This window comes from Candidatus Manganitrophus noduliformans, from assembly GCF_012184425.1.
GTDB lineage: Bacteria > Nitrospirota > Nitrospiria > SBBL01 > Manganitrophaceae > Manganitrophus > Manganitrophus noduliformans.
This window is the reverse complement of record NZ_VTOW01000001.1, coordinates 1,608,524-1,631,664: the sequence shown is the minus strand read 5'-3', so window position 1 is coordinate 1,631,664 and position 23,141 is coordinate 1,608,524. Positions and strand designations below refer to the sequence as shown.

At 59.4% G+C, this 23,141-nt stretch carries 20 protein-coding genes; all 20 read right to left on the bottom strand.

The genetic code is table 11. The features are described 5' to 3' along the window. Positions 1–8: 8 nt before the first annotated feature. Positions 9–968, bottom strand: coding sequence for a hypothetical protein (locus tag MNODULE_RS08000; protein WP_168058904.1), 960 nt, complete (start codon positions 966–968; stop codon positions 9–11). Further along, positions 965–2,011 carry a glycosyltransferase family 4 protein gene (locus MNODULE_RS07995; protein ID WP_168058903.1) on the bottom strand — a complete coding sequence of 349 codons (1,047 nt, stop codon included), beginning with the start codon at positions 2,009–2,011 and terminating at the stop codon, positions 965–967. The genes MNODULE_RS08000 and MNODULE_RS07995 overlap by 4 nt, the downstream gene beginning before the upstream one ends. After that, positions 2,008–3,219 (bottom strand): glycosyltransferase, encoded by a 1,212-nt coding sequence (locus tag MNODULE_RS07990; RefSeq protein WP_168058902.1) that lies wholly within the window; start codon positions 3,217–3,219, stop codon positions 2,008–2,010. Before MNODULE_RS07990 ends, MNODULE_RS07995 begins: the two co-directional genes overlap by 4 nt. Before the next feature lie 14 nt (positions 3,220–3,233). Beyond that, positions 3,234–4,820, bottom strand: a complete 1,587-nt coding sequence (locus MNODULE_RS07985; RefSeq protein ID WP_168058901.1) for a lipopolysaccharide biosynthesis protein — start codon at positions 4,818–4,820, stop codon at positions 3,234–3,236. After that, the gene (locus MNODULE_RS07980) at positions 4,817–6,238 is read right to left on the bottom strand and encodes an O-antigen ligase family protein (RefSeq protein ID WP_238339406.1); all 1,422 of its coding nucleotides are present in this window, start codon (positions 6,236–6,238) and stop codon (positions 4,817–4,819) included. The genes MNODULE_RS07985 and MNODULE_RS07980 overlap by 4 nt, the downstream gene beginning before the upstream one ends. A 22-nt stretch (positions 6,239–6,260) precedes the next feature. Beyond that, entirely contained in the window at positions 6,261–7,415 is a 1,155-nt protein-coding gene (wecB, locus tag MNODULE_RS07975) for a non-hydrolyzing UDP-N-acetylglucosamine 2-epimerase (protein WP_168058899.1), read from the bottom strand. Between the two features lie 9 nt (positions 7,416–7,424). After that, on the bottom strand, positions 7,425–8,567 hold the full coding sequence (locus MNODULE_RS07970) for a polysaccharide deacetylase family protein (protein WP_168058898.1): 1,143 nt from the start codon (positions 8,565–8,567) through the stop codon (positions 7,425–7,427). Continuing rightward, complete coding sequence (locus MNODULE_RS07965) at positions 8,564–9,844, bottom strand: GNAT family N-acetyltransferase (RefSeq protein ID WP_168058897.1); 1,281 nt, start codon at positions 9,842–9,844, stop codon at positions 8,564–8,566. Before MNODULE_RS07965 ends, MNODULE_RS07970 begins: the two co-directional genes overlap by 4 nt. Then, a complete protein-coding gene (locus tag MNODULE_RS07960; RefSeq protein ID WP_168058896.1) occupies positions 9,841–11,007 on the bottom strand; it encodes an aminotransferase class V-fold PLP-dependent enzyme in 1,167 nt (388 codons plus the stop codon). The genes MNODULE_RS07965 and MNODULE_RS07960 overlap by 4 nt, the downstream gene beginning before the upstream one ends. Beyond that, positions 11,004–12,248: a GNAT family N-acetyltransferase gene (locus MNODULE_RS07955; protein WP_168058895.1), complete on the bottom strand. Its 1,245-nt coding sequence runs from the start codon at positions 12,246–12,248 to the stop codon at positions 11,004–11,006. Before MNODULE_RS07955 ends, MNODULE_RS07960 begins: the two co-directional genes overlap by 4 nt. 40 nt (positions 12,249–12,288) lie before the next feature. Then, positions 12,289–12,618, bottom strand: a complete 330-nt coding sequence (locus MNODULE_RS07950; RefSeq protein WP_168058894.1) for a hypothetical protein — start codon at positions 12,616–12,618, stop codon at positions 12,289–12,291. Next, entirely contained in the window at positions 12,590–13,642 is a 1,053-nt protein-coding gene (locus tag MNODULE_RS07945) for a glycosyltransferase (RefSeq protein ID WP_168058893.1), read from the bottom strand. The genes MNODULE_RS07950 and MNODULE_RS07945 overlap by 29 nt, the downstream gene beginning before the upstream one ends. A gap of 52 nt (positions 13,643–13,694) precedes the next feature. Beyond that, positions 13,695–15,515 (bottom strand): glutamine--fructose-6-phosphate transaminase (isomerizing), encoded by a 1,821-nt coding sequence (glmS, locus tag MNODULE_RS07940; RefSeq protein ID WP_168058892.1) that lies wholly within the window; start codon positions 15,513–15,515, stop codon positions 13,695–13,697. A gap of 56 nt (positions 15,516–15,571) precedes the next feature. Next, entirely contained in the window at positions 15,572–16,960 is a 1,389-nt protein-coding gene (locus MNODULE_RS07935) for a TIGR03013 family XrtA/PEP-CTERM system glycosyltransferase (protein ID WP_168058891.1), read from the bottom strand. Beyond that, positions 16,953–17,714 (bottom strand): CpsD/CapB family tyrosine-protein kinase, encoded by a 762-nt coding sequence (locus tag MNODULE_RS07930; RefSeq protein ID WP_168058890.1) that lies wholly within the window; start codon positions 17,712–17,714, stop codon positions 16,953–16,955. The genes MNODULE_RS07935 and MNODULE_RS07930 overlap by 8 nt, the downstream gene beginning before the upstream one ends. A gap of 10 nt (positions 17,715–17,724) precedes the next feature. Next, positions 17,725–18,795, bottom strand: coding sequence for a GumC family protein (locus MNODULE_RS07925; protein ID WP_168058889.1), 1,071 nt, complete (start codon positions 18,793–18,795; stop codon positions 17,725–17,727). A gap of 62 nt (positions 18,796–18,857) precedes the next feature. Next, positions 18,858–19,454, bottom strand: coding sequence for a polysaccharide biosynthesis/export family protein (locus MNODULE_RS07920; protein ID WP_168058888.1), 597 nt, complete (start codon positions 19,452–19,454; stop codon positions 18,858–18,860). A 31-nt stretch (positions 19,455–19,485) separates the two neighbouring features. Continuing rightward, positions 19,486–20,832, bottom strand: a complete 1,347-nt coding sequence (locus MNODULE_RS07915; RefSeq protein WP_168058887.1) for a sigma 54-interacting transcriptional regulator — start codon at positions 20,830–20,832, stop codon at positions 19,486–19,488. A gap of 289 nt (positions 20,833–21,121) precedes the next feature. Then, a complete protein-coding gene (locus MNODULE_RS07910) occupies positions 21,122–22,324 on the bottom strand; it encodes a porin family protein (protein ID WP_168058886.1) in 1,203 nt (400 codons plus the stop codon). 71 nt (positions 22,325–22,395) lie between these two features. Further along, positions 22,396–23,010 (bottom strand): polysaccharide biosynthesis/export family protein, encoded by a 615-nt coding sequence (locus MNODULE_RS07905; protein ID WP_168058885.1) that lies wholly within the window; start codon positions 23,008–23,010, stop codon positions 22,396–22,398. Positions 23,011–23,141: the final 131 nt, after the last annotated feature.

The following is a 23,141-nucleotide window of genomic DNA, read 5'->3' as shown; positions in this document are numbered from 1 at the left end:
GTCGCCCCTCAAAAATGGAGAATCAATCGATCCCTGTCCCGCGTGAAATAGCTCTTCTCTCCATTCACATGCACCTCCTCGACCCCGTCGGCATAAAAGGAGATCGGTCCCGAGAGGGTTCCCCGAACGTGCAAAATTTCTCCGCGATAAGAGAGTTCGAGGAAGGGGACCGGCTGCGCGCTCTCGAAAAGGGTTTTTCCTTCCCAGTAACAGAATCGGCCGGAGAGGGCGAAGAGCCGCGCGATCTCCCCGACATAGTCCCGTCGCACAAAGAGCTGCTCCCCTTCGAACCGGACGTTGGAAAGGGCAAGCCGTTTCCGGGCGGGTGCGAAGAGGAACGTATCGGTGTGGGTCGCCGTCAGAACCTCAAAGGCGCTCCCCCCCTCGATCGAAGGAAAGTAGAGCGATTTGAAATCGTACCGGCTCTGCGAGGAAGCATCGTCCGGATAGAGCAGCGTGGTCAGGGAGATCGGGAGCGGCCCCGCGCTCCGAACCACCACCTGCTTTTCCGTCGACTTCAGTCGCGCCTCGACCCCCTTCATGTGCGTTCCGAAGGCGACCAGCCAGAGGCGTCCGTCGGGGGTAGTGATATGGAACCCCTCTGCCAGATTCCCTTCGATCCGCGCCTGCGGCGCGAAGGAATGAAGCCAGTCGATATTCACGACCCCCTCCCCCGAAAAAAGGTCCCGAACAATCGAGTAGTCCGGCTTGACGAACAGGACCGAGCGTTTCTGCCTGCAGGCGGGGGAGGCGCGGTCGATCGGCTCCTCTCGCTCGACATAATCGACCTCCTCCCCCAAGAACGTGCGGGTCCCGGGAGAAGGGGGCGCCCCATTCTTGGAAAAAACGGTCTGAAGCGGCCGGCTTGGACGAAGCGGCTCTTCGCTTTTCTCACGCCGGAGGGTGATCAAAGGGTCCTTAAAGAAGAGGGGTCGCCCCTTTTCTTGTTGCTCTACCGATCGCTTCATCGTCTCTCCTTTACCGCGCGCTCATACACCCCCCGGAGGAGGACCAGATTTTCTGGAATTTCCTCCGCCGCGGCGGGGGGCCGCCCCTCCTGCAGCGCCCGATCGATCTGAAGCGCCAGGTCGGCGACGTCCCCCGGCGTGAAGCGCCGCGTTCCGTGAGGCCGAAACCCGACGTCGCTCGCCACGGTCGGGACACCGAGCGCCAGCGCCTCCCGAACCGAAATCGCATCCCCATCGAAGAGGGTCGGACGGACAAAAAGATCGGACCGCTCCATCAGAGAGAGACAGAGATCATGAGGAACGTTTCCGAGCAGGAAGAGAAAATCTTCCCCTTTTTCCCCCCGGATCTGGGATCGAATGGCTTCTTCCTCCGAACCGGAGCCCATGATGATGCAGCCGAGGCGCGGATATTTTTCCCGAAGCGCCGCGCAGGCGCTCACCAGCAGATCGGTCCCATATTCCTTTTCCAGATACACCGCCGAGGCGATGAGGGGAGAGAACCGTTTTCGATAATCTCCGGCCCACCCCGGCACCACCTCGGCGCGCGGCCCGAGGGCGAAGGCCGGGAGGACCGAGATGCGCGACGGCGGAACACCGATCTCAAGAAGCGCCCGCTCGATCTTTTGATTGACGGCGATCACCCCTCCCAGCGGCCAAACGGCGGCCCGGATCAAAAGTTTGCGGCGCCGACCCCCGGCGGCATATTCGGGCATCAGTCCGGAGTGAACGGTGGCGATGTTCCGTAGGCCGAAGAAAAAACCGACCCAGGCGGTGACCGCGATCGCCAGCCAGCTCTTGAAATTGTGGCCGTTGGTATGGATGTGGCTCACATACCCCCGTCCGGAAAAAAGGATCAACGTCCAGAGGAAACCGAGATACCCATTGAACCGAATCGCTCCCGGTTTGGGATCGGTCCCGCGCTCGATGTCAAGCACGACACACTCGGAACCCTGCCGCCGGAGGAAGTCGGCGAGTTGCTGCACATGCACCGAGATCCCGCCGTAGGGGGGGGGATAATCACCGATCAAGAGGACCTTCATCATGGAGATACCTTCACGCGCGAGAGATCGGCTTCGATTTTCTGACCCTCCGGCCCCCGGCCCCGGGCCCCCGCCCCCCGTTCTTCCAGCAGCCGTTCATAAAAACGCTCCGTCTCGGTCACCATCCGCTGAAGCGAGAAAGTCGTCTCGATCCGCTCCCGCCCCGCTTTTCCCATCCGTTGTCCCCGTTCCCGATCGCCCAGGAGTCGGAGAATCCGGTCGGCCAGCGTCTCCGGATCGCGCGGCGGCACCAGAAAACCGGTCTCCCCTTCCACGATCGCTTCGCGGTTGCCACCGACGTCGGTCGCCACCATCGGAAGGCCGGCCGCCATCGATTCGAGAATCGCATTCGAGAAACCCTCCGCCAGCGAGGGGAGGACCGAAATTTCCATCTGCGGCAAAATCTGAGGAACGTCCTGCCGGGGGCCGAGAAAGAGGACCTGTTTGTCGATCGCGAGTTCCCGCGCCCGCGCTTCGAGAATCGCCCGGCGCGCCGCCCCCGTTCCGACCAGGACGAACTTCGCCGTCGGGTAATAGGCGGTGACCCGAACCGCCGCCTCGAAGAGAATCTCATGCCCCTTCACCGGCCAGAGATTCGCCACCACGACGATCGGCCGGTCCCCCGGCTCAAGGCGGAGATCACGCACAAGGGGGACCGGTCCTTTCTCCTTCGACGGAATCTGGAATTGATCGAGGTTGACCCCGTTGTAGATCAATTCGATCTTCCCCGGATCGATCTTCTCCTCCTCGATCAGCATCGTCCGGACCCCTTCGGAATTGGCCATCACCCGGGTGATCGCGAACGACAGCAGCTTCAGCGCCAAGCGATGCCATCGCTTCATCGTGTGCCCCAAATCGAGCCGGTTCGTGATCACGACCGGCACCCGCGCGATCAACGCGGCGGGGATGCCGACAAGGTGGGAGTAGAGATCCTGCGTATGGACGATCCGCACCCGCTCCCTGCGCATGAACCGGGCCAGACGAAGAATCTCCCGGATCGAGCGGGGGTAGAAGAGCTTCCCGCGGACCGGAAATTCTTCGACGACGATCCCGGCCTCCTCCAGAACGGGAACCAGCTGCCCCTGCTTGCGAAGACAGCCGACCAGCGGGCGAAATTTTTCCCGGTCGATCCGCCGGAGCAGATCGGCCATCTGCATCTCGCCGCCGCCGATAAAGAGGCAATCAATCAGGTGGAGCACGGTCGGTTTCATCAATACAACCCTCACTACGATTTGGACGCCGCCGGAAGAATCGATCCCATCCGCCGGACCATTCGGGCGATCTCTCGCTTCTCATCAAAGGTGATCAGGTGCGAGGTGAAGAGGAAAATCAGATAAAAGAGAGCAAAAACCGCCGCCGACACCCCCAGAAGAAGGAGCGGCGAGGCGATCTCGAAACTTTTGACAAAAAGAACCGGAATCCCGCAGAGGAGCGAAAAAAAGACGATGCTGAAGAGATCGCGCCACGGGAGAAGGGCGGCCAGCGGGAGCGGGATCAGACGCGAGACCTTCCAGAGCATCAACGTCTTCGCCGTCGCCAGCACCACGATCAGCGTGACCACCCCCCCGGAAAGCCCGAACCAGGCCAGAAAGGGGAAGATCAAAATCAAGGTGAGCACCAGCTTCATGAAGGTGGTCTTGAGAATGAACTGGGTTTCCGCGTAGGCGCGAAGCACCCCTTCGGTCAGGATAATGGCGGTCAGCAACGAGAGGAGGGCGACGCGGAAGAGGGGGACGCTGGCAAGATAGGTCGGCGTGAAGAGAAGAACGATCAGCTCGCGGGCCATCAATTGCAAAAAGACAAAGACGGGAAAAAAGACCATCGCCAATTTTCGGGTGATATCGAACCAGAGGGAGATGATCTCTTCCCGGGTCGCCCGCTGCCGGAGCGCCGCCATCCGAACGATCAAGAGCTGCGACATGGGGGTGTAGATCAGCTCGACGATCGGAAGCTGGAACATCCCGACCGAATAGACGGCAAAAACGGCGGCGCTGTAGGAGTAGGCGACGACATATTGATGGAACTGGTCCTGGGAGACCTGGAGAATCACCGCCAGGCCGAACGGAATCGCATAGACCATCTGCTGCCGGAAGGCGGGCCACTGGACGTCCCTCCAGGAGAGGGAATAGCTCCGGAAAACATAGACGAAGACAAAACAGAACCGGCAAAAAGCGAAAAGGTTCATCCCCCACATCAGGTCGGAGAGACGTCCGGTCAGGGTCAACGGGATCAACATGCTCGCCGTTTTGGTCGCTTCCGAGACAAAGCCGAGCAGCGCCGCCTGGCCGATCTTTTGAGAAGAAATCAGAAGGGCTTCGAAATAAGCGGAAGAGAGCATCAAGAAGATGAACACTCCCATCTGGAAGAGATACGGCGCGAGGCCGGGATTGCTGAGCTGTAGGGCGATGCTCTCCCTAAAAAAGGCCAGAAAGAGAAGGGCGATCAGCCCGGACCCCTGCAGGAAAAGAAAGGCCTGGACCAGGTACGCTTTCATCCGCTCCGGCTCCTTCGGCACGAAATAGTAGAGACTCTGGATAATCCCGAACGGAAGGATCGAAAAGAGGCTCGCATAGATCAGGAAAATTTGCTTGTAGGTGCCATATTCGGCCGGGGCCAAATAGCGGGCGAGGATGATCGGAATCAAAAAAGTAAAACTGGAGGAGAGACCCCGCCCGAAAATCAACGTCAGCGCCTGCTTGTTGATCGAAGCCGGTTTGGCTTCTCCTTTCGGAGGCGACGGGGGGAGATCGATCGACTCTCCCGATCCCGCCTCGACCCCTTTTAAGATGTCGTTCTGCCGGGGCGGCTTCATTTGAATTCTCCACGCGCTTCTCTAACGCCGGCCATTCTGAGGGTGTAAAGGGCCACGGCCAGGCCGGCGAAGAGGTAAGGGGGCCAGCTTCGCGCGATCCCGAGCGTCAAGCTGCACGCCAGGAATCCCCAAAGGGCGATCTCCACACCGCGCGCATAAAGCGCCGCCCGCCGATTTGCTTCTGTCACGGAAGGGGCTTCGGCCGGTTCTTTCTTTTCGATGGAGGGGGAGATGAAGAGCGGCCGCGGCGCCGGGCGGGCCAAACGGTTGACTTTCTGCGCCCCCCGCAAGGTCGTTCCGATAAAGGCGCCGAACGCCGCCAGTCCGAGCAGGCCGGTCTCCCCCATGACCGCCACAAAGGTGTTGTGCGCCGCCCGCCACTTCGTCCCCGCTTCGGCGGGGGCGTAGATCGGCCAGCCCATGACAAAACAGCCCAGCCCCACGCCGAGGAGCGGCCGATCGGCCACCATCGACAGCCCCGCTTGCCAGGCATAGACCCGCCCCATCGCCGATTCGTCGTGGCGGAACTTCAAGATCGTCTCGGCCCTCTCCCAATACCGGGCCGGCGCCACCGCCAGGAAGACCATCAAGAGAATCGTTGCGAGCGAAAAATGGAGCATCCGATTCCGGGAGCGGAGGATCTGGAAGAAGAAGACGGCCATCAGCCCGACGAGCCCTCCCCGGGAAAAGGTCACATAAATGGCCACCATAAAGACGGTCAAGATGCCGAAGACAAGACCTCTTTTGACAAACGATCGCTCCGCTTCCAGAAGAGACAGGCCGATCGGAATCAACACGATCAGGTTATAGGCGAGATCGTTCGGATCGGCGTAAACCCCCCGCCAGGCGCCGCGATACCCCTCGACCAGATCGATCTTCAGGAGATAGTGCGCCAGCGTCCCGGCCGCAGGGACCATCCCCGCCCAGAGCATCACCCAGAAGAGGCGGCGGACCCGCTCCAGGCGATCGACGAGATGGAGGACCAGGAGATAGACCAGGATCAGCTTCAAGAGATCGAGAAATGCATTCAAGGAATAGATCCGCCAGAGGGAGGTGGCAATCGACAATCCTCCGATCGCCACAAAGGCGATCAGCCAGAGGGTCGCCGGATCGGAGAGCCTCCAGGAGACCCCCTTCGCTCGCAGGGCGGAGAAGAGAAAGAGAAAAGAGATCACCGCCACCCCTTTGGCGATCGGCACCGCTTCCAGCGGCGGATAAAGGGTCCCGGGGGTAATGTAGATGAGGGCGACAAACAAGAGGAGCGCGCCGTAGGCGATCCGCTCTTGCCGCGAGGGGGCCTCCGTTTCCTGAAACGATCGGCCTCCCGTCGCCGAAACCTCCGCCGTTTTCCTCCAGCCGAGAGCGGTCATCGATCCGCCGAAGCGCCCTTTCGGAAAAGGGGTTCGAGCTGTTTCCATCTGCGCCACGTCACAGTCTCCGCTAAGAACGGGGGAGGGTCGTCGAGAGAGGAACCTCTTGGCTCGGCTCCCGACGCGTCGATTGACCCTGTAAAACCCGGACGATGCGACGGGCCGCCTGGCCGTCCCAGAGGGTCGGGATCTTCCCCCGCTTCCCGCGCCCCTCCAGGATGTCGATCACCGCCGCCAGGACCCGCTCCGGATCGGTTCCGGTCAGGAGATTGGTTCCCTCCGTGATGGTGACCGGCCGCTCCGTATTCTCTCGAAGGGTCAGGCAGGGAATCCCCAACGCGGTCGTCTCCTCCTGGATCCCCCCGGAATCGGTCAATACCATCTTGGCGTCGCGCATCAGCCGGATGAAATCGAGATAACCGACCGGCTCGCAGAGGGTCAGATTTTGAAGGGCCCGGATCTCGGACGCCAGACCGAACTCCTCCATCCGCCCGCGGGTCCGCGGATGGATCGGGAAGAGCACCCGCGTCTGCTTTTCCACCCCCGAGAGAATTCTCAAAATTCGGCCGATCCCCTCCGGAGTGTCGACGTTGGAGGGGCGATGCAGGGTGACCAAGGCATACTGCCGGGGGGCCACGTTCATCTGATTGAGAATCGTCGATCGCTCGGCTTCCTGCGCATGACTGATCAAAGCGTCGATCATCAAGTTCCCCACCCAAAAGATTCGATCTTTCTCGACCCCTTCGTTTAGCAAGTTTTGAACCGCGCTCTCCTCCGTGGCGAAGAGAAGATCGGAGAGCCGGTCGGTGAGGACCCGATTGGTCTCTTCCGGCATCGCCCGGTCAAAACTGCGGAGCCCCGCCTCGACATGCGCGAGCGGGATCCCCATCTTCTCCGTCGCCAGCGCGGCGGCCAACGTGGAGTTGACATCGCCGACCACGACGACCCGGTCGGGTTTCTTCCAAAGGAGGACCTCTTCAAATCGCTGCATGATTTCGGCAATCTGCCGCGTCGCCGTCCCGGAGCCGACGCCGAGGTTCACATCGGGCTGCGGGATGTGAAGCTCTTCGAAGAAGACCTGAGAGAGCTTTTCGTCGTAATGCTGGCCGGTATGGACCAGCGTCGCCTCAAACGTGTCGCTCCATTCTTCCTTGATGTGCCGGACCAACGGGGCGATTTTCACAAAGTTCGGCCTCGCGCCGACCACACAAACGATTCGAATCATCTTTTTCTCCTACCCTGTTTTAAAAAGTCCCTTGATCTGCGACGCCACCATCGCCTTCGAGCAGTTCGACGACCATCCCAACGCGCTGTTTTCCCAGAGCAGCTCCCGTCCGAGGAGATGGAGATTCCCCCCGATCCGGTTGACGCGGTGGGCGGTGGTGCAGGCGGAGCGATAGCCGCAGGCGCGCGCCGCTTCGACGATAAACGGGTTCACCCTCCCGTCGGGGTAGGCGAGATGCTCGATCTTCCGATCGAGCCGCGCCTCCAGCGACGCCTTGGAGCTTCGGAGCTCCTCCATCACCACCTTCGGATCGACTTCGGTCAAAAGACAGTGGCTGGCGGTGTGCGATCCGAAGGTCATTCCCCCCTCCGCCATCTCTTTCACCTCGTCCCATCCGACGATCGCCGCGTCGGACGGAAAATCGGCGCCGCCGACGGCGAGCTTCTCCTGGAGCAGCCGGATGAAACCGTCCAGCTCGGTTTTAGAGCAGATCTCCAGCAGGCGCCGCGTCACCTCCAGCGGGGCGCCGCGCGTGATCGGATTCGCCGAATCGAACGGGACGTCACGTTGAAGCAACAGCCCCTCGATCGGCAGGGAGGCATTCACCGCCCTTTGGATCAGATAAAAAAGCCGGTCATGATCGAACAGAAGGGAGGTGCCGACATAATCGCTGCAAAGATAGAAGATCGCCGGAACCCCCTTTTTCCTCAAAATCGGGTAGGCATGATCGTAGATCCCCCGGTATCCGTCGTCGAAGGTCACCACGACGCTGTCTCGCTTGAGATGGACCTTCCCCTCCAGGAAATCGACCGCCTGATCGATCGAGAGAAAGTCGAACTGCGCGCCGATTTGGTCGATTTCCTTCTCAAAAAGCGATTTGGAAATCAGCTGCTGCGGCATCATTCCCGCGTCGATCGCCCGGTCGGTCTCCTCGACGACGGCGTGATAACCGACGATAAAGAGGCGGCGCTGGGCCGGACATCGATCCCGAAATTGAATATAGAGATCGAGCAGCCCGCTATAATAGGCGGTCCCCGCCACGGTCGATTTCAACAGTCGGCGGAAGCGGGAAGTCCGGGGACGGGGGGAAGCCGCGTCTCCATTCCCGGTGAAGGGATGCCCGTTGCGCTGTTTGAACTTCATTCCATTCATTCCGATTCCTTTTCCTTTGCGTTTTTCTCGATACCTGGCTCGATACCCGGCTCGACACCTGCAACCCGGTTCCCCTTCAGCCGTTCCACCCAGGCGTCCGGAAGGTAGCGCCGCGCCAGACGGCGGCCGGTCTGCGACGAGGCGGCCAGAAACCGGTAGAGGTCATTTTTCATCCCGGGCGGAGAGAGGATCCAATGCTGCGTCTGCCGCCGATCGGAGGTCCAATGGGATTTGTACTCCTCCGGCCCCCTTAAGAAATCGAATTCGCTCCATCCCTGCGAGATCGCCGCCTCGATGCACTTCGCCATCAAGACCATGCCGACGCTCTTCCCCTTCCAAGCGGGATCAAAGCCGGCCTGGTAATAGAAAAACCGCTGTCCTAAGATAAAGCCGTACAGCGCGGCGACCGTTTCGCCGTCGGCCTTGAGAAAGAAGAGGCGGGCCGTTCCTTGTTGGAAAAATGCCTCGGCGGTCTCCCGATGAAAGGGAAGCTTGATTTCGCTGACAAAAGCATCCGATCCCCCGCGATCCCCCCATCGTTTCTGATGAAGGGCGAGCAACCGCTCCATCGCGGGCCGGCCTTCGTTGAAATCATCGATCGCGATGAATTCCACCCGGTGCCCCTTCTCGATATTTCGGATTTTCCGGCGGACGGTGTAGCGCATGCTGGCGCTGAGCCGGTTGAGAAAAGCCTCCCAAGTCGGCGCCAGGGGAAGATAGGGACAGACCTCTCCATCCCGCCGCTGAACGCGCCACCCCCGCTCGGTGAGACGGAGGAACCGGTCCGCGTGAGGCGACTCCTCCGCCATATGCCGGAGGGCGATGAAATCCCAGCCGCGGCGATCGTGCAGCCAGGCTTGAACAACCGCCTCCGCCACCTCGTCCTCACATCCTTTCCGGGAAAGAAAATCGAGGTGGTCCGATCCGACCGCCTCGTCCCCGAGAAACGAGAGGGCGCGGAACGAGATCCCACCCAATCGGATCTCTCTTTGATAGAAGGGGGCGAGGCCGATCAACGCTCCCTGACGCCGGACAAAGAGAAGATGGAGCTTCCCGGCGCCCAAATGACGCCACCAGGCCGCCATCCACTCCCAGCTTAAGAAGGGATTCTGCGCCGACGATTGCGCGAAGAGTCGTTCCCAATCGGCCTTCGATTCGAAAAGCCCCTCGTCAGTGCAGACCCGCTCCACCGCAATCGACCGGTCGGAAAAGACCGTTTCGACCAAACCCTTGTTGAAAGTGGGGGTCATTGGCGAGGGGGCTTCTTTCGAGATCATCGAAGCGTCTCCTTGAGAATCTCGATCATATAATCCAGGTGGCCCTGGTGAAGTCCTTGGTGAATCGGCAGCTCCAGAAGGCGCGCCCGAACGTATTCGACCTCGCCGTAGATTCCTTTTGGGACCGAGGGGTGAGAGATCCCCCAAAAATCGACCGTCTCGATCCCCCGCGCCATCAGATTCCGGCAGACCCGCTCTTTTTCCTCGACCAAAATCGGGAAGAAGAGGGGACAAACCCCCGGCGGGAGGGCGTCGAAGACAAAACGATCTTTACAATCGAGCCGAGCGAGGAGGTAGCTGAAATTCTCCCTCCGCCGCGAGACCACCTCGGCGGGATCGATCGTTTGAAGGATCGCTTTCGACAGCCCCGACATCCCCCAATCGACCTTGTTCAGATTAAATTCCATATTCGCCACGCTGGTCCGATCGACCTTTCCGATCCTCAGAAGGGTCGAGACGAACTCCCGTGAAAAAGCGTGGAGAAACGCGCCGGTGGCGGGATGCGACATCTTCAACCGGTTCATGATTCCGCCGGTCAAATGGCTCAATGTGGAGACGAGCGGCGGTCCGATCCGTTGCGGAGGAAGCGGCCGGTCGGTCCGGTTGACGACCAATCCTCCCCCGTTGGGAAGGGGAAGGGTCTTATGAAAGGAGAAGATGCCGACATCGCCGAAAGAGCCCATCGGCTTTCCGTCAACCTCGCTGAAGAGCGAGAGGGCGCAATCTTCCGCCAGGGCAAGGCCGTGCCGCTTGCAGAGCCGGACGATCTCCTCAACCGGATGGGGAAATCCGATGTAATAAATGAGGTAGATCATCCCGGTCTCCGGGGTGATCTTCTTCTCCAGATCCTCCAGATCGATCTGGAGCTTGAGGTCGACCCGGTAAAAATCGACCTGATAACCGGCCTGCAAAATCGCCTCGACCTCCACCCCGTGGTGGTAGGCGGGGACCAAAATGCGGCGGTTCTCGGGAAGGCCGATCTGCTTCATCCCGTGCCAGACGGCGTTCCGCCCGAAATAATAATCGTAATAGCGCGGATGGCTGAACGGAAACGGAAGCGCCCCCTCCCTCCGCCGGAGAGAGGTCGCCGACGGCGCCGGAAGGACCGGGATGAAATAGCCTTTGGACCGAGATTTTCCTTTGATGACGATCGCCGGATTCATGCTGCTTCTTTCCTCGCCTCTTCGAGCGAATCCTGTTGAGGTAACGCGGTCGATGGGGGCTTCGCGAAATGCTCGGACAGCCCTTTTGCAAAGAGCCTCCGCTGCAACCGATGCACCCAATCGATCTTTTTAAAATAGGGGAACAGTTTGAATTTGATCAAATAGATCATCTCCGGAACGAACCCTCTTTGAAAAAGGTAGACCCAGACATGAGGGCGGACCCCTTTCGCCCAATCTTGCTTCCACGCCATCATCGGCCCCAGGAAGTCGAGCTCGATGAGCTTTTGGTCGAAGGCCGAGGCGAGGATCTCCTGGTGAAGAAGAATGCCGGGAGAATACCTCGCGAACGCGGGATCGTATCCCAATTTCAAGTAGTAGAGCTTCCGCCCATAAACCAGGGTGTAGTAAAAAGCGATCGGCTGATCGTTCAGCTTCAAAAAATAGAGACGCAGCCAGCCCCGCTCCGCCGCCGTGCGGGCCCACTCCTGATAGAAGTCGGCCCAGCCTTCATTTTCGCGAATGGCGGTCCCGGCCGATCCCTTCCAGGCCATCGCCTCGATCCGGAATCCCTCCCGAAGATGATCGGCCAGCCGCGCCGGCCCCCCGGAGATCTCCTCTCCGGTCACGCAGATCACCTCGACCTTTCCTTGCTCCTCCAGCTGTCGCCGGCGGCGGCGCAGGTTGCGCCGCAGATGCCCGGAGATCGATTCGTAATAATCGGGCCATTTTCCTTCGATCGGGATGAACGGCGTTTCCAATTCGGGGCGGAGGCCGACCTTCCGCCCCGACCGGACGACCGTATCAAGAAGAAGGCTCAGGGCCGGAGAGTCGACGGGAAAATCTTGCAACTCCAGAAGATGAACCCGAGGGGTTCGCCGCGATAAGAAGGCGGCCAGCGCCGCGACAATCCGGGCGCGCGCCTCGTCCGATGCCTCACCCATAATAAAATCGAAACGGGAGGAATGGTCGTTGCTCATGGAGGTCCAGATCCGGCAAGGAATCCCTACTCGGAATCCCCGCTCCTCCATGAAGGGGACGATCGCCGCCAGGCGGCCGTCGCCGGATCGGACCGTGAGGATCGCGAGCCGCTTTCCGCCGCCGAACGCCTTCCACCAGACCCGAAACCACTCGTGCCGCAGAAAAGGGGCATTCACCGGCGCCGCGACCAAAAGGGCGTTCCACTCCTTCTCCAATGAGATAAACGCATCAATATCGGAGATCTCTTCCACTTGATAATTCAAATTTCCCCCCCCACGCCTACGCCTCCCGTCCTTTTGCTTTTTAGGCCGCTTTCCTCGCCGAGTGGGGGCGCGCCGTTGACAACGAAACGGTCGGCTCCGGCAGGGTTTCCCATGCCTCCACATCGGCCGTGCGGACCCAGATGTCTTTGCGATTTCGAAGGAAGGCGTAGAGGCCGACCACCGCCGCCCCGTTCATCGCAACGAAGGTGTAGGGGAATTGAACCGCTCCCCTCAGCAAGCGAAGCGCCCGGCCCTGTTTTCGCGCCGGGATTTCGGAGACCGCTTCGGCCGATCGAATCGGAGTCGCGGCGGTCTTCTTTCCCGTGACGTGCCGCGCGCCATCACGTTGTTTTCGGATCGATCTTCCCATTCGACACTCCTCCTAATAACGCCAGTCCGTACCAAGCGAGTTGAAGCCAGAGAAAAATCAAGTAAACCCCCTGCATCAGAAATAAATTCGAGAACAACAGGAGGATCAGCATGAAGGGAACCACCAGCCGCGCCACTTTGTGCGAGAAATACTGGATAAAGACGCGGTTCCTTCGCCACGACCGGAGCGCGTCGGTTCCCCAAAGGAGCTGGTAGTTCCCGGCGAGGGTCCTCACTTTCCGGGCGAATTCGTTTTCCGTCCGCTTGGCGATGAAGTCATAGGCCAAGGCGTTCGGCTCGAAGACGGTCCGATATCCCTTGAAAACCGCCTGCATCGGGATGAGGACATCGTCCAGAATCGTCTCCGCCGGAATCGGATCGTAGAGCGACTTGCGGATCGCGTAAATCGCTCCGGTCGCCCCCAGCATCGAATCGACGTCGCTTTCCATTTTTCGAAGCCACTTCTCGTACCGCCAGTACAAACCGACCCCCGACGCCCCCTCCCCTCCCGGGCGATCGACCAAGATCAACTCTCCGCTGACCGCCCCGACCCGGTCGTCGGCGAAATTGGAAACCAATGCCGCGGCGGCCTTCCGATCGAGCGTTTGCCGCGCGTCCGTGAAGACGAGAATCTCTCCGCGGGCACGGGCGACCGCCCGGTTGAGGGCCGCCGCCTTCCCCACGTGGGCCGGCGCCGTCAGCAGGAGGAGGGAGGGTCCGTTCGGATACTGCTCTTTCCATCGGCTTACCTTCGCTTCCGTTTGATCGGTCGAGCCGTCGGAGGAGACGATGATCTCCATAAGAGAGGCGGGATAGTCGAGGCCGAAGAGGTTTTTCAATTTTCTCTCGATGACCCGCTCCTCGTTATAGGCGGCGACAATCACCGAAACCGAGGGAAGGATCTCTCTTTTATTCACCTTCTGTCTTCTCAGAGAGCGCCAACCGGACAAAACCAGCGGATACCCGATATAGGTATAAAGAATCACGAAAAACGAGAGCCAAAAAACGAATTTAACCAGACTCACTTCACCTTCCTTTATTGTAAAAGAGAGGGGGGATTTTACGCTGTGAGGCCCCTTACTCCACGGTCACGCTCTTAGCGAGATTTCTCGGTTGATCGACGTCGCACCCTTTCTGAAGCGCGACGTGATAAGCCAAAAGCTGCAAGGGAATCGTCATCAACACGGAGTTCAAAAACGTGTCGTTCTTGGGAAGATAAATCACATGATGGGCCTTGGCGGCGATCCGCTCGTCTCCCACCTGCGCCAGGGCGATGATCCTTCCCCCCCGGGCCCGAACCTCTTCGATGTTTCCGAGGACTTTTTCATAAACGGCGTCCTGCGGCGCCAGAAAGACCACCGGCATCTCCGGATCGATGAGGGCGATCGGCCCGTGCTTCATCTCTCCGGCGGGATATCCTTCCGCGTGAATGTAGGAGATCTCCTTCAACTTGAGCGCTCCCTCCAGGGCGATCGGATAATGAATCCCCCGGCCCATGAAGAGGAAGTCCCGTTTTTGATAATATTCAATCGCCAGCGCGCGGATCTCCTCCTCCTTTTGGAGGATCTCCTGAATCTGCTTCGACAGCGCCGAAAGCCGGTTCTTGCGATCTTCCATCGAGGAAGAAACGATCCCCCGCGCCTCCGCGATCCGGCTCGCCAACTGATAAAGCGCGACCAGCTGACAGGTAAACGCCTTGGTCGACGCGACCCCGATCTCCGGACCGGCATGGGTGTAGAAGACCGTCTCCGCAAGCCGGGTCATGCTGCTTCCGGCGACGTTGCAGACCGCCCAGACCGCGCTCCCTTTTTCCGCCGCCAGCTGCAGCGCCGCCAGGGTATCGGCGGTCTCTCCCGATTGGCTGATCCCGATCGTAAGCGTCCCGGCGTCGAAGATCGGCTCCCGATATCGAAACTCGGAGGCGATGTCGACCTCCACCCGTATTCCCGTCATCTTTTCGATCATCCGCTTCCCGACCAGCGCCGCGTGCCAGGAGGTGCCGCAGGCGACAAGATACATCTGCGAGACCGCGCCGGCCCCGGCGAATCGGCGCTCCGGCGGCGCCCCTTGAAAAAGGACCTCCCGCCGCCCCATCTCCATGATGACGTCGGGCTGCTCGTGGATTTCTTTGAGCATGTAGTGCGGAAACCGTCCCTTCTCGACCTGCTGCGCATCCCAGGGAACGGACTGGATTTCTTTCCGAACCGGATTCCCGGAAAGGAGATCGATCACCCGGACCCCCTCCGGACGAACGACCGCCAGCTCTCCCTCCTCCAGCCAAAAAACCTCCCGGGTATAAGAGACGAGCGCCGGGATATCGGAGGCGACAAACTGCTCCCCCCGCCCGGTCCCGATCACCAGGGGGCTTCCCCGTCGGATCGCGACGATTTCGTCGGGCGCGAGGGTGCTCATCACTTCAACGGCGAAGCTCCCCTCCAGGTCGAAAGAGGCCCTGCGGACCGCCGCGGCCAGATCGCCCTGAAAGTATTTCTCGACCAGATGGACGATGACCTCCGTGTCGGTTTCGGAGAGGAAGTGATGCCCTTCTTCTTGTAACCGCTTCTTCAAGATGGTATGGTTCTCGATAATGCCGTTGTGAACGACCGAAAAACGTCCGGAACAATCGCGGTGCGGGTGGGCATTTCCCACGCTGGGCGCCCCATGGGTCGCCCAGCGGGTGTGCCCGATGCCGGCGCCGGACGCGGCGTCCACCTTCTCCTCCGCCAGCCGTTTCTCCAAATGGATCAGCTTTCCCACCTCTTTCGTGACCGCCATCGTCCCTTCGATGAAGTAGCAGATGCCGGCCGAATCATAGCCGCGATACTCCAGCCGTTTCAGCCCTTCCACCAAAATCCGCACCGTATTTCGATTTCCGACATAACCGACAATCCCGCACATACAGACCCCCAAACAACCTGGTATTGATTCCTCATTTCCAGATTCCTTATTGTCCTTTAGCGTCCTCCCCTTCCAAACAGAACGATCTTCACCGTCTGAAAAATGATGGAGAGGTCGAAGAGAAGCGACATGTTCTTGATGTAATAAAGGTCATACCTTAGTTTTTCCCGCGCATCCTCGACCGAGGCGCCGTAGGGGTAGCGGATCTGGGCCCACCCGCTCACCCCCGGCTTTACGGCGAAGCGGAGCGCGTAAAAAGGGATCTGCTCCGAGAGCTGCGCGACGAAGAAGGGTCGCTCCGGCCGCGGGCCGACGAAGCTCATCTCCCCTTTCAAGACATTGAAGATTTGCGGGAGCTCGTCAAGCCGAAGCTTTCGCATGATCCGCCCGATGCGGGTCACGCGGGGATCGTCCTCCACCGCCCAGACCGGCCCGCTCGCCGCCTCGGCGTCCTCCCGCATGGAGCGAAACTTGATCAGCATAAACGGCTTTCCCTCCTCCCCCACCCGCTCCTGCCGAAAGAAGATCGGCCCGGGAGAATCGAGCTTGATCAGAATCGCCAATAACATCATCAGCGGAAAGGTGAGGATCAGGATCGCCGAGGAGGCGAGAATACCGGTCAGCCGTTTGGTCCAACGGGTGATACCCGACTTGTTAAACCCCTCCGCGTAAATGAACCCGCTCGGCTTGGCGTCTTCCAGAAAAACCTTGCCGCTGATCTGCTCATAGAAACGGGTCCCCTCGATGAATTCGACCCCCTGCGCGCGGGCCCCCAGGATCTCTCGAATCGGCAGCCGCCCCCGCCGCTCGAGCGCGGCGATCACCACCTTGTCGACCCGCTCCTTTGCGAGGACCGCCTGGAGCTGCTCATAGGTCCCGATGATTTTCGGATTGATGAGACTCTGTCCGAGGCGGCTTCCGTCTTCATCCAGAAATCCGACCACCTTCATCCCGAGCCCCTTCCGCTTCAAGACCTCCTGCGCCACAAGACGGGCCACATCCTGCGTTCCGAGAATCAAAATCCGGTCTTCCATTTTCTCCAGAATGCGGCTGTAAAAAGTCCGCCAGCCGAAGATCAGAAGGAGGCTCAGAATGACGGAGAGGCGAAAGCTCTTTCCGGGAGGAAACCAGGCCGGGAAAAGAGAGACCATTCCTCCGAAGACGATTAGACCGATTCCCCCGGCCCGGACCAGCCGGATTAGATGGACCCGGTCGGGAGGGAAAAGGGAAAAATCGTACAGGTCGCTGTAGTACAGGGTGAGATGGAAAATGGCGGCCAGGATCAGCCCCTGGATCAGGATCAGCCGCCCTCCCATTTGAAGCGGCTCTCCCGGAAGGGGAAAAATCAGAACACTGACGACCACGGCAAGCCAGATCAGGAGATCTTCCGCCAAGCAGAAGAAGACGCTTCGGGTGGGGAGCGATCTGTTGCAGAACTTAATCATTGATTTCCCCTCTTCCTTCAATCGCGTGGGCCGAGTAGGTCTTTTGGTAGGTGGCGTAGATCCCCCCGTATTGCGAAGAGCGCTCGAAATCGACGCCGTTGAGAATCACGCCGACCCAATTCTGCAGATCGACGCTCTGCATCGCCAAAGAGAGTGTTTCCGTCGACGTCCTCCCGGCGCGGAGGACCAGAAGCGCGCCGTCGACCTTCCCCCCCAACACCGCCGCATCGGCGAGGGGGAGGATCGGCGGGGTGTCGAAGAGGACCAGATCAAACCGCTCCGAGAGGAGGGTGATCAGCTTGTCGGTTTTGGAAGAGCCGAGCCATTCCGGCGAGGCGGCATTCGCTTTCCCCGCCGGAAGAAACGAGAGCGCGCCGGGAGGAAGGAGAGGATGCTCGATCGGAACGAGTGCCGTCTCCAGCGGGGTCCGTTCCTCCAGAACGTCGATGAACCCCTCCCTCATCCGCATGCCGAACAAACGATGAAGCGTCGGACGGCGCAGATCGCAATCAACCAGCGCCACCCGCCGGTCTCTCGACTGGGAGAGGCTGATGGCGAGATTGGCGGTGGTCATCGACTTCCCCTCCCCGACCACCGGGCTGGTGACGATGAAGGTCCGGGCGCCTTTCTCTTGCGACAAATGCTCCATGCGAGACCGGAGAACGCGGTACTGCTCCGCCGCAATCGATTTTGGATCGGTCAATACCACCAGGTGTTCGTCAAAACGGGCGCTTCCAAAAGATTTCCCGCGCATCTCGCTCTCCTCACCTCTCTTGGAAGCCGATCGTCGCCGCATCCAAACGACCGAGGCTCACCGGGTTTTGGTAAAAATAGAACAACGTCAGACAGATCAGGATCAGGCTGACCCCCCAAAGGAGGCGCCGCCGGATCCGGACCCTTCTCAAGTCCCCGGCGGTCTCCACCTGAGGAATGCAGACCAGGACCGGGAGGCCGACATAACTCTGAAGATCGCCCGCATACCGGAAGGTCCGGTCCGAGATCTCCGCCAACACCGCCAGGCCGACGCCGGCGCCGAGGCCGATCAACGACCCGATCAGGACGAAGAGGGTCCGATTCGGCTTGAACGGCTTCATCGGCAGGGTCGCCTCGTCGATGATCCGGGCTTCCGCGCTCTGAAACTCGGCATCGACCGCGGCGCGCGCCTCCTCCACCGCGCTCTCCCGGGCGGCCCGCTTCTCCGCCCTTAGCACCGCTTCCACCTCGGCGATTTTCTTTTTAAGAGCGATCAGCTCCGGATGCACTTTCGTATAGGTCGATTGAAGATCGGCCTGCTCGCCGTAGAGCTCCTTCAGCCGGCCCTCCAGGAATTCGATTTGGGGGTTGACGGGGGTCACGGCGACCTGCTGCTGCAGCAGGGAGATGAACTGTTTCGCGATCCGGTTGGTGGCGTTCATGACCTTTTCCGGCTCCGTTCCCTCATACGAGATGCCGAAGACGTCGTTCGCCGTAATGTCGATCCGAATATCCTTGCGCATCTGCTCGATGATTTCATGCGGGGTCCGCTCCCCCGCCATGTCGGCGTAAAGCGATTCGGCGTCGATGATCGGCTGCAAGAAAGTGCGGCTGTAGATCACCTCGCTGAGCGCCTTGAGGCGATTTTCCATTCTGGACAGATCGAAGGCCCGCCCGATCTGTTCCGGGAAGCGGTGCGGCTGGACAAGAACCATCGAGGTGGCCTGATAGATCTTCGGCATCCGAAGCGCGATCGCCACCGAGGCGGCGGAGATGATCAGCGCCGTCAGCCAGATCCAGTGTTTCCTTCGATGAAACGATTCGAGAAGATAGCCGATTGAAAAGGAGCTCTGTTCACGCATTGTTGTCCCTTATACAAGTTCGGAGCACTGTGAAATGAAACATTCCTCATTCCTCATTTTCTTTACGGCACCACCAACGTGTCTCCGGAGGCGAGAAAGAGCCGATCCTCCGAGATCCTCCCTTGAAGAATCTCGTCGTAGTTGACCTTGATCCAACGGGTTTCGTTTCCGTTTTTTCGAATAATCACCATCCGGTCCGGCGCCGCAAACTCGTTAAATCCCTCCGCCATCGCGATGGCATCGAGGACGGTCAAATCGCTCCGGAGCGGATAAATCCCCGGCTTCCTCACCTGCCCCAGGACGGAGACCTTCGAGCTGTTGATCTCCTTCACAATGACCGTCACTCCCGCCACCTCGACAAACTTTTCCAGCCGCGTCGAGATGACATCGCGAAGATCCGACGGCGTCTTCCCCCCCGCCTGGATATCGTTGATCAGGGGAAGGGTGATCTTCCCGTCCGGACGGACACGGAGTTCCCGGGAAAGCGACTCGTTTTTCCAGACGACGATTTGAAGCAGATCGTCCGGCCCGATCACATAGGAGCGCGCTTCAGAGGTCGGAACCCGTCTGAAATTCGGCACTTCGGTCATCTGATCGGCGCATGCCGTGAAGACCAAAGAAGAGAGCAATAAAGCCGCGATCAACACACCCGCGCGCATTCGAGGAGTCCCCCGGTTGGATGAAAAAAGATTAAGAAGAGGAGGTCTCGAGACCTCCCTCTTTGATTTTATAGAGCAAGGATCGATAGCTGATCTTCAAAATTTCGGCGGCCTTTCGCCGGTTCCAGCGGGTCTGGTTCAACACCTTCCGGATGACCTCGCTCTCCAACTTCTTGGCCACGTCGCGGCTGACCTGCTTGAGGGAGAAGGGAGAGGAGTCGGTCTGTCCGTTCGAGAGGGTCCCTTTCGACAAAAGCAGCGGAAGGTTGCAGTGTTCTTCTCCCAGGATCACTACCCGCTTGATGAAGTTCTCAAGCTCCCGCACATTCCCGGGCCAGTCGTAGTGAATAAAGGCCGCCAGAATCTCCGGCGTGAGCGGCCGATAGGTTTTGTTGTACTCGTGGTGATACTGACGGAGAAAATACTCCGCCAACAACGGGATCTCCTCCTTCCGCTCCCGCAGCGGCGGAATCCGGATGGCGACGACGTTGAGCCGATAGAAGAGGTCATCACGAAAGAGTCCCGATCGGACGGCCGACTCGAGATGGCTGCTCGTGGCGGCGATGATCCGGACATTGACCTTTTCGTTCTCTTCCCCTCCGAGCCGGGAGAACTCGCCGGTCTCCAAGACGTGGAGGAGCTTGGCCTGGAGGGAGGCGTGCATTTCGCTGATTTCATCGAGGAAGATGGTCCCTTCGTGCGCCAGACCGAATTTGCCGGCCTTCCGTTGATAGGCGCCGGTGAAGGCCCCCTTTTCATATCCGAAGAGCTCGCTCTCGAGCAGCTCCTTCGGAAGGGCCGCGCAATTGATTTTGACGAAGGGCATCTCGCGCCGTCTGGAGTGAAGATAAATCGCGCGCGCCACCACCCCTTTGCCGGTTCCGGACTCCCCCCGGATCAGAACGGTCACATCGGTTCCGGCGACCTGTTCGACGATTTTCTTCACTTCATTCATCGCCGGGCTGCTGGAAGAGAGAAGCCAGGAGGGCTGCTCCTTCGCAATTTCGTTCAAGGCGGCGATCTCGGAGACGAGATGATGCTCATCGATGATGTTCATCAACACGCTCTTCAGATCCTGCGCGTCGAACGGCTCGGACATGTAGTTCGACGCCCCCATTTTCATCGCGGTCACGATGGAGTCGATCTTTTTCTCTCCGACCACGATGACCGGGGTTTCGCCCTGCTCCTGTTTCAAGGAATGGAGCCGCTCCCAACAAGGGGGCTCTTCCCCCCGCATATCGAGCAGAACGAGATCGGGCGCTTCGGAATGGATCGCCCGGCCCGATTCCAGGACCGCGTACTTGAGGCGAACCAACATCGACTTAAGCTGGGCCTGTTTTTCCCACGCCCCTCCCAGCAGGAGCACTTTCTTCTTCACGGTCGCCTCGATTCGATCAAACGATGAGAATGGAACGATCCTTAAATTTTCCTACATGAGGAGCAAAAGCCATGCCGCTTGCGCCATCGGAGCGGAACGCGTGAAACCCACCCGACGAATGTTTGCAAAACCGATCGATCCGCCTCTGTTTCATTTCTTGCACATCTTCTGCAAAGAGTTGCGAAGAAGAAAGGAAAACGGAATAGTACGGTCAGAAATCAGAAGCCCACAGGAAAAGAAAAATCCTTCTCTATCTGAATTCCGTTTTCTCTATTTTGTATTCCGGATTTTATGGCGCGGGCGGATAGGTGGTATACGCGGTGAGGCCGATGAAGAAGCGGTTGTCATAGATATCGCGGACCCCCTCTTCATGGAAGTTCTGACGGCGATAGGAGTAACTTGCCACTCCCTTGAGCCAAGAGGTGATATCAACCTGCTCTTCGATCCGCAGCCAGAGGGTGTCGATGTCGGATCGCGTTGAGAGCATCGGCTGCTGGGAGGTCCAGGTCGCCGCGAAGATCGAGTCGAACCACTGCGTCACATGGTAAGTGGCCGAGCCTGATACGGTATCGGAGATGAAGGTTCCGGAGAGGCCGCCGACGACGGAGACGTCGCGAAGATAATCGGCGCGGAAAACCACCGTCGGGCTGTATCGCTGCTCGGCCCCCAAGCCGAGGAGCAGCTCGCTCTGCGCCGTTCCGCGATCGACGATCACCACCCCGCCGACCATCGCGCGTCCTGTCAACGTTTCGGTGAACCGATATTCTTCCCGGAGGCTCACTGTGTGCGCCTCGGTATGTCCCCGGTTCTCGAAGTAGAAATTTCTGTAACGATATTCCGGAAAGAGGGTGACCACCGGCGTGAGACGATAGACCAGGCCGCCGCGAAGCGCATCCTCGGTGACATCGATCAGGGTGGGGTCTTTAAACTGGGTGATCCGGTTGATCGCCTCTCCCTCCATCGTCAATCGTGGCGACAAGCGATACCCCGCTTTCAGCGAGAGGACGTTCGAATAATATTCGCTCCTTCGGAAGAGAAGATCGAGCTGCTCGGTCGGATCGTTCGAGTGGGTGAAGGTGTCGCGGAATTCGAACGTCCAGACGCCGGAGGGCCGGAGGGTCAAATGGGTGTCGATGTTCTGGGCGCGATCGAAGGTCGACAAATCGGGATGGTTGCGATAGAAGGCGAACTCCACCTTCAGATCGGTCACCCATTGCACCCGCTCCTGCTCCACCAGAAGATTGAACCCCGGCCGCACCCGCGTAATATGATCGGAGATCCGGTTCACAGCCCGGAGGAGGATATTGTCGTCGTATTCGTAGGTGACTTCGAGCGAAGGGGTGAACCGAAGCCGCGGCGGCTCCGGGTCGGAGGGGGGAATCGGATCGCTTTCCAGGGAGAGCTGGGCGGCGACCGGATCGGCCTGCAAAAAAAAGATCGGGAGGGAAAAAAGCCGAAGGAAGAGAACCAACGCGGCGCGAGAAAAAATCAATCGCCCACAAAGCCTCCATGCCCCTCTTGAGTGAACGAAGAGAGGCTCATTTCCAGACGGGTTTGCGCTCCTCATCTCACGATGATGGTATCGCCCGGATCGAGATAGACGTTTTGGTCGAGGTTTTCGCCGTTGACAAAGGCCCGGTAGTCGAAACGATACCGCTGGCCGTTTCGCCGTTTCATCAGGAGGATATTGTTGGTCGTGGCAAACTCGGTGAACCCCTCCGCCATGGAGATCGCCTCCAGGACGGTGGTCCTTCCCTTGAGGAGATAGACCCCCGGCTTCTTCACTTCCCCGAGCACGGAGACTTTATAGTTGTTCACCTCCGAAACGATGACCGTGACGATCGGGTTGTCGATGAATTGCCTCAGCCCTTTGGCGATCATTTCTTTTAATTGCGACGGGGTGACCCCCGACGCCTGAAGATCATCGACCAGCGGCAAGGAGATCTTCCCGTCCGGGCGGACCGGAAGGGTCTTCGAGAGATGCTCGTTTCTCCAGACGACGATCTGAATGACATCGCCGGGTCCGAGAACATATTCATCCGATCGCTTGGGGTCCACTTTGTTGGCCCCCATGTCCCCCCCGCGCCCGCCTGGAGACTGCGCAAATGAAGACTGAGCCGTCAGGAGCACTGCGATAAAAAGAAAACACCATCCGTTGATCCGTCTTCGCCCGAACATAAATTCCCCCTCCGTGAGCCCTTTTGTATAGGCTCGGGAAAGAGCAAAAGCTGTGCCTCAACAAAGCGCAATCCTGGATGGCGGAAAAAAGGGAGGGTGAATCGATCGATCCAAATGATGCAGGGAATTCG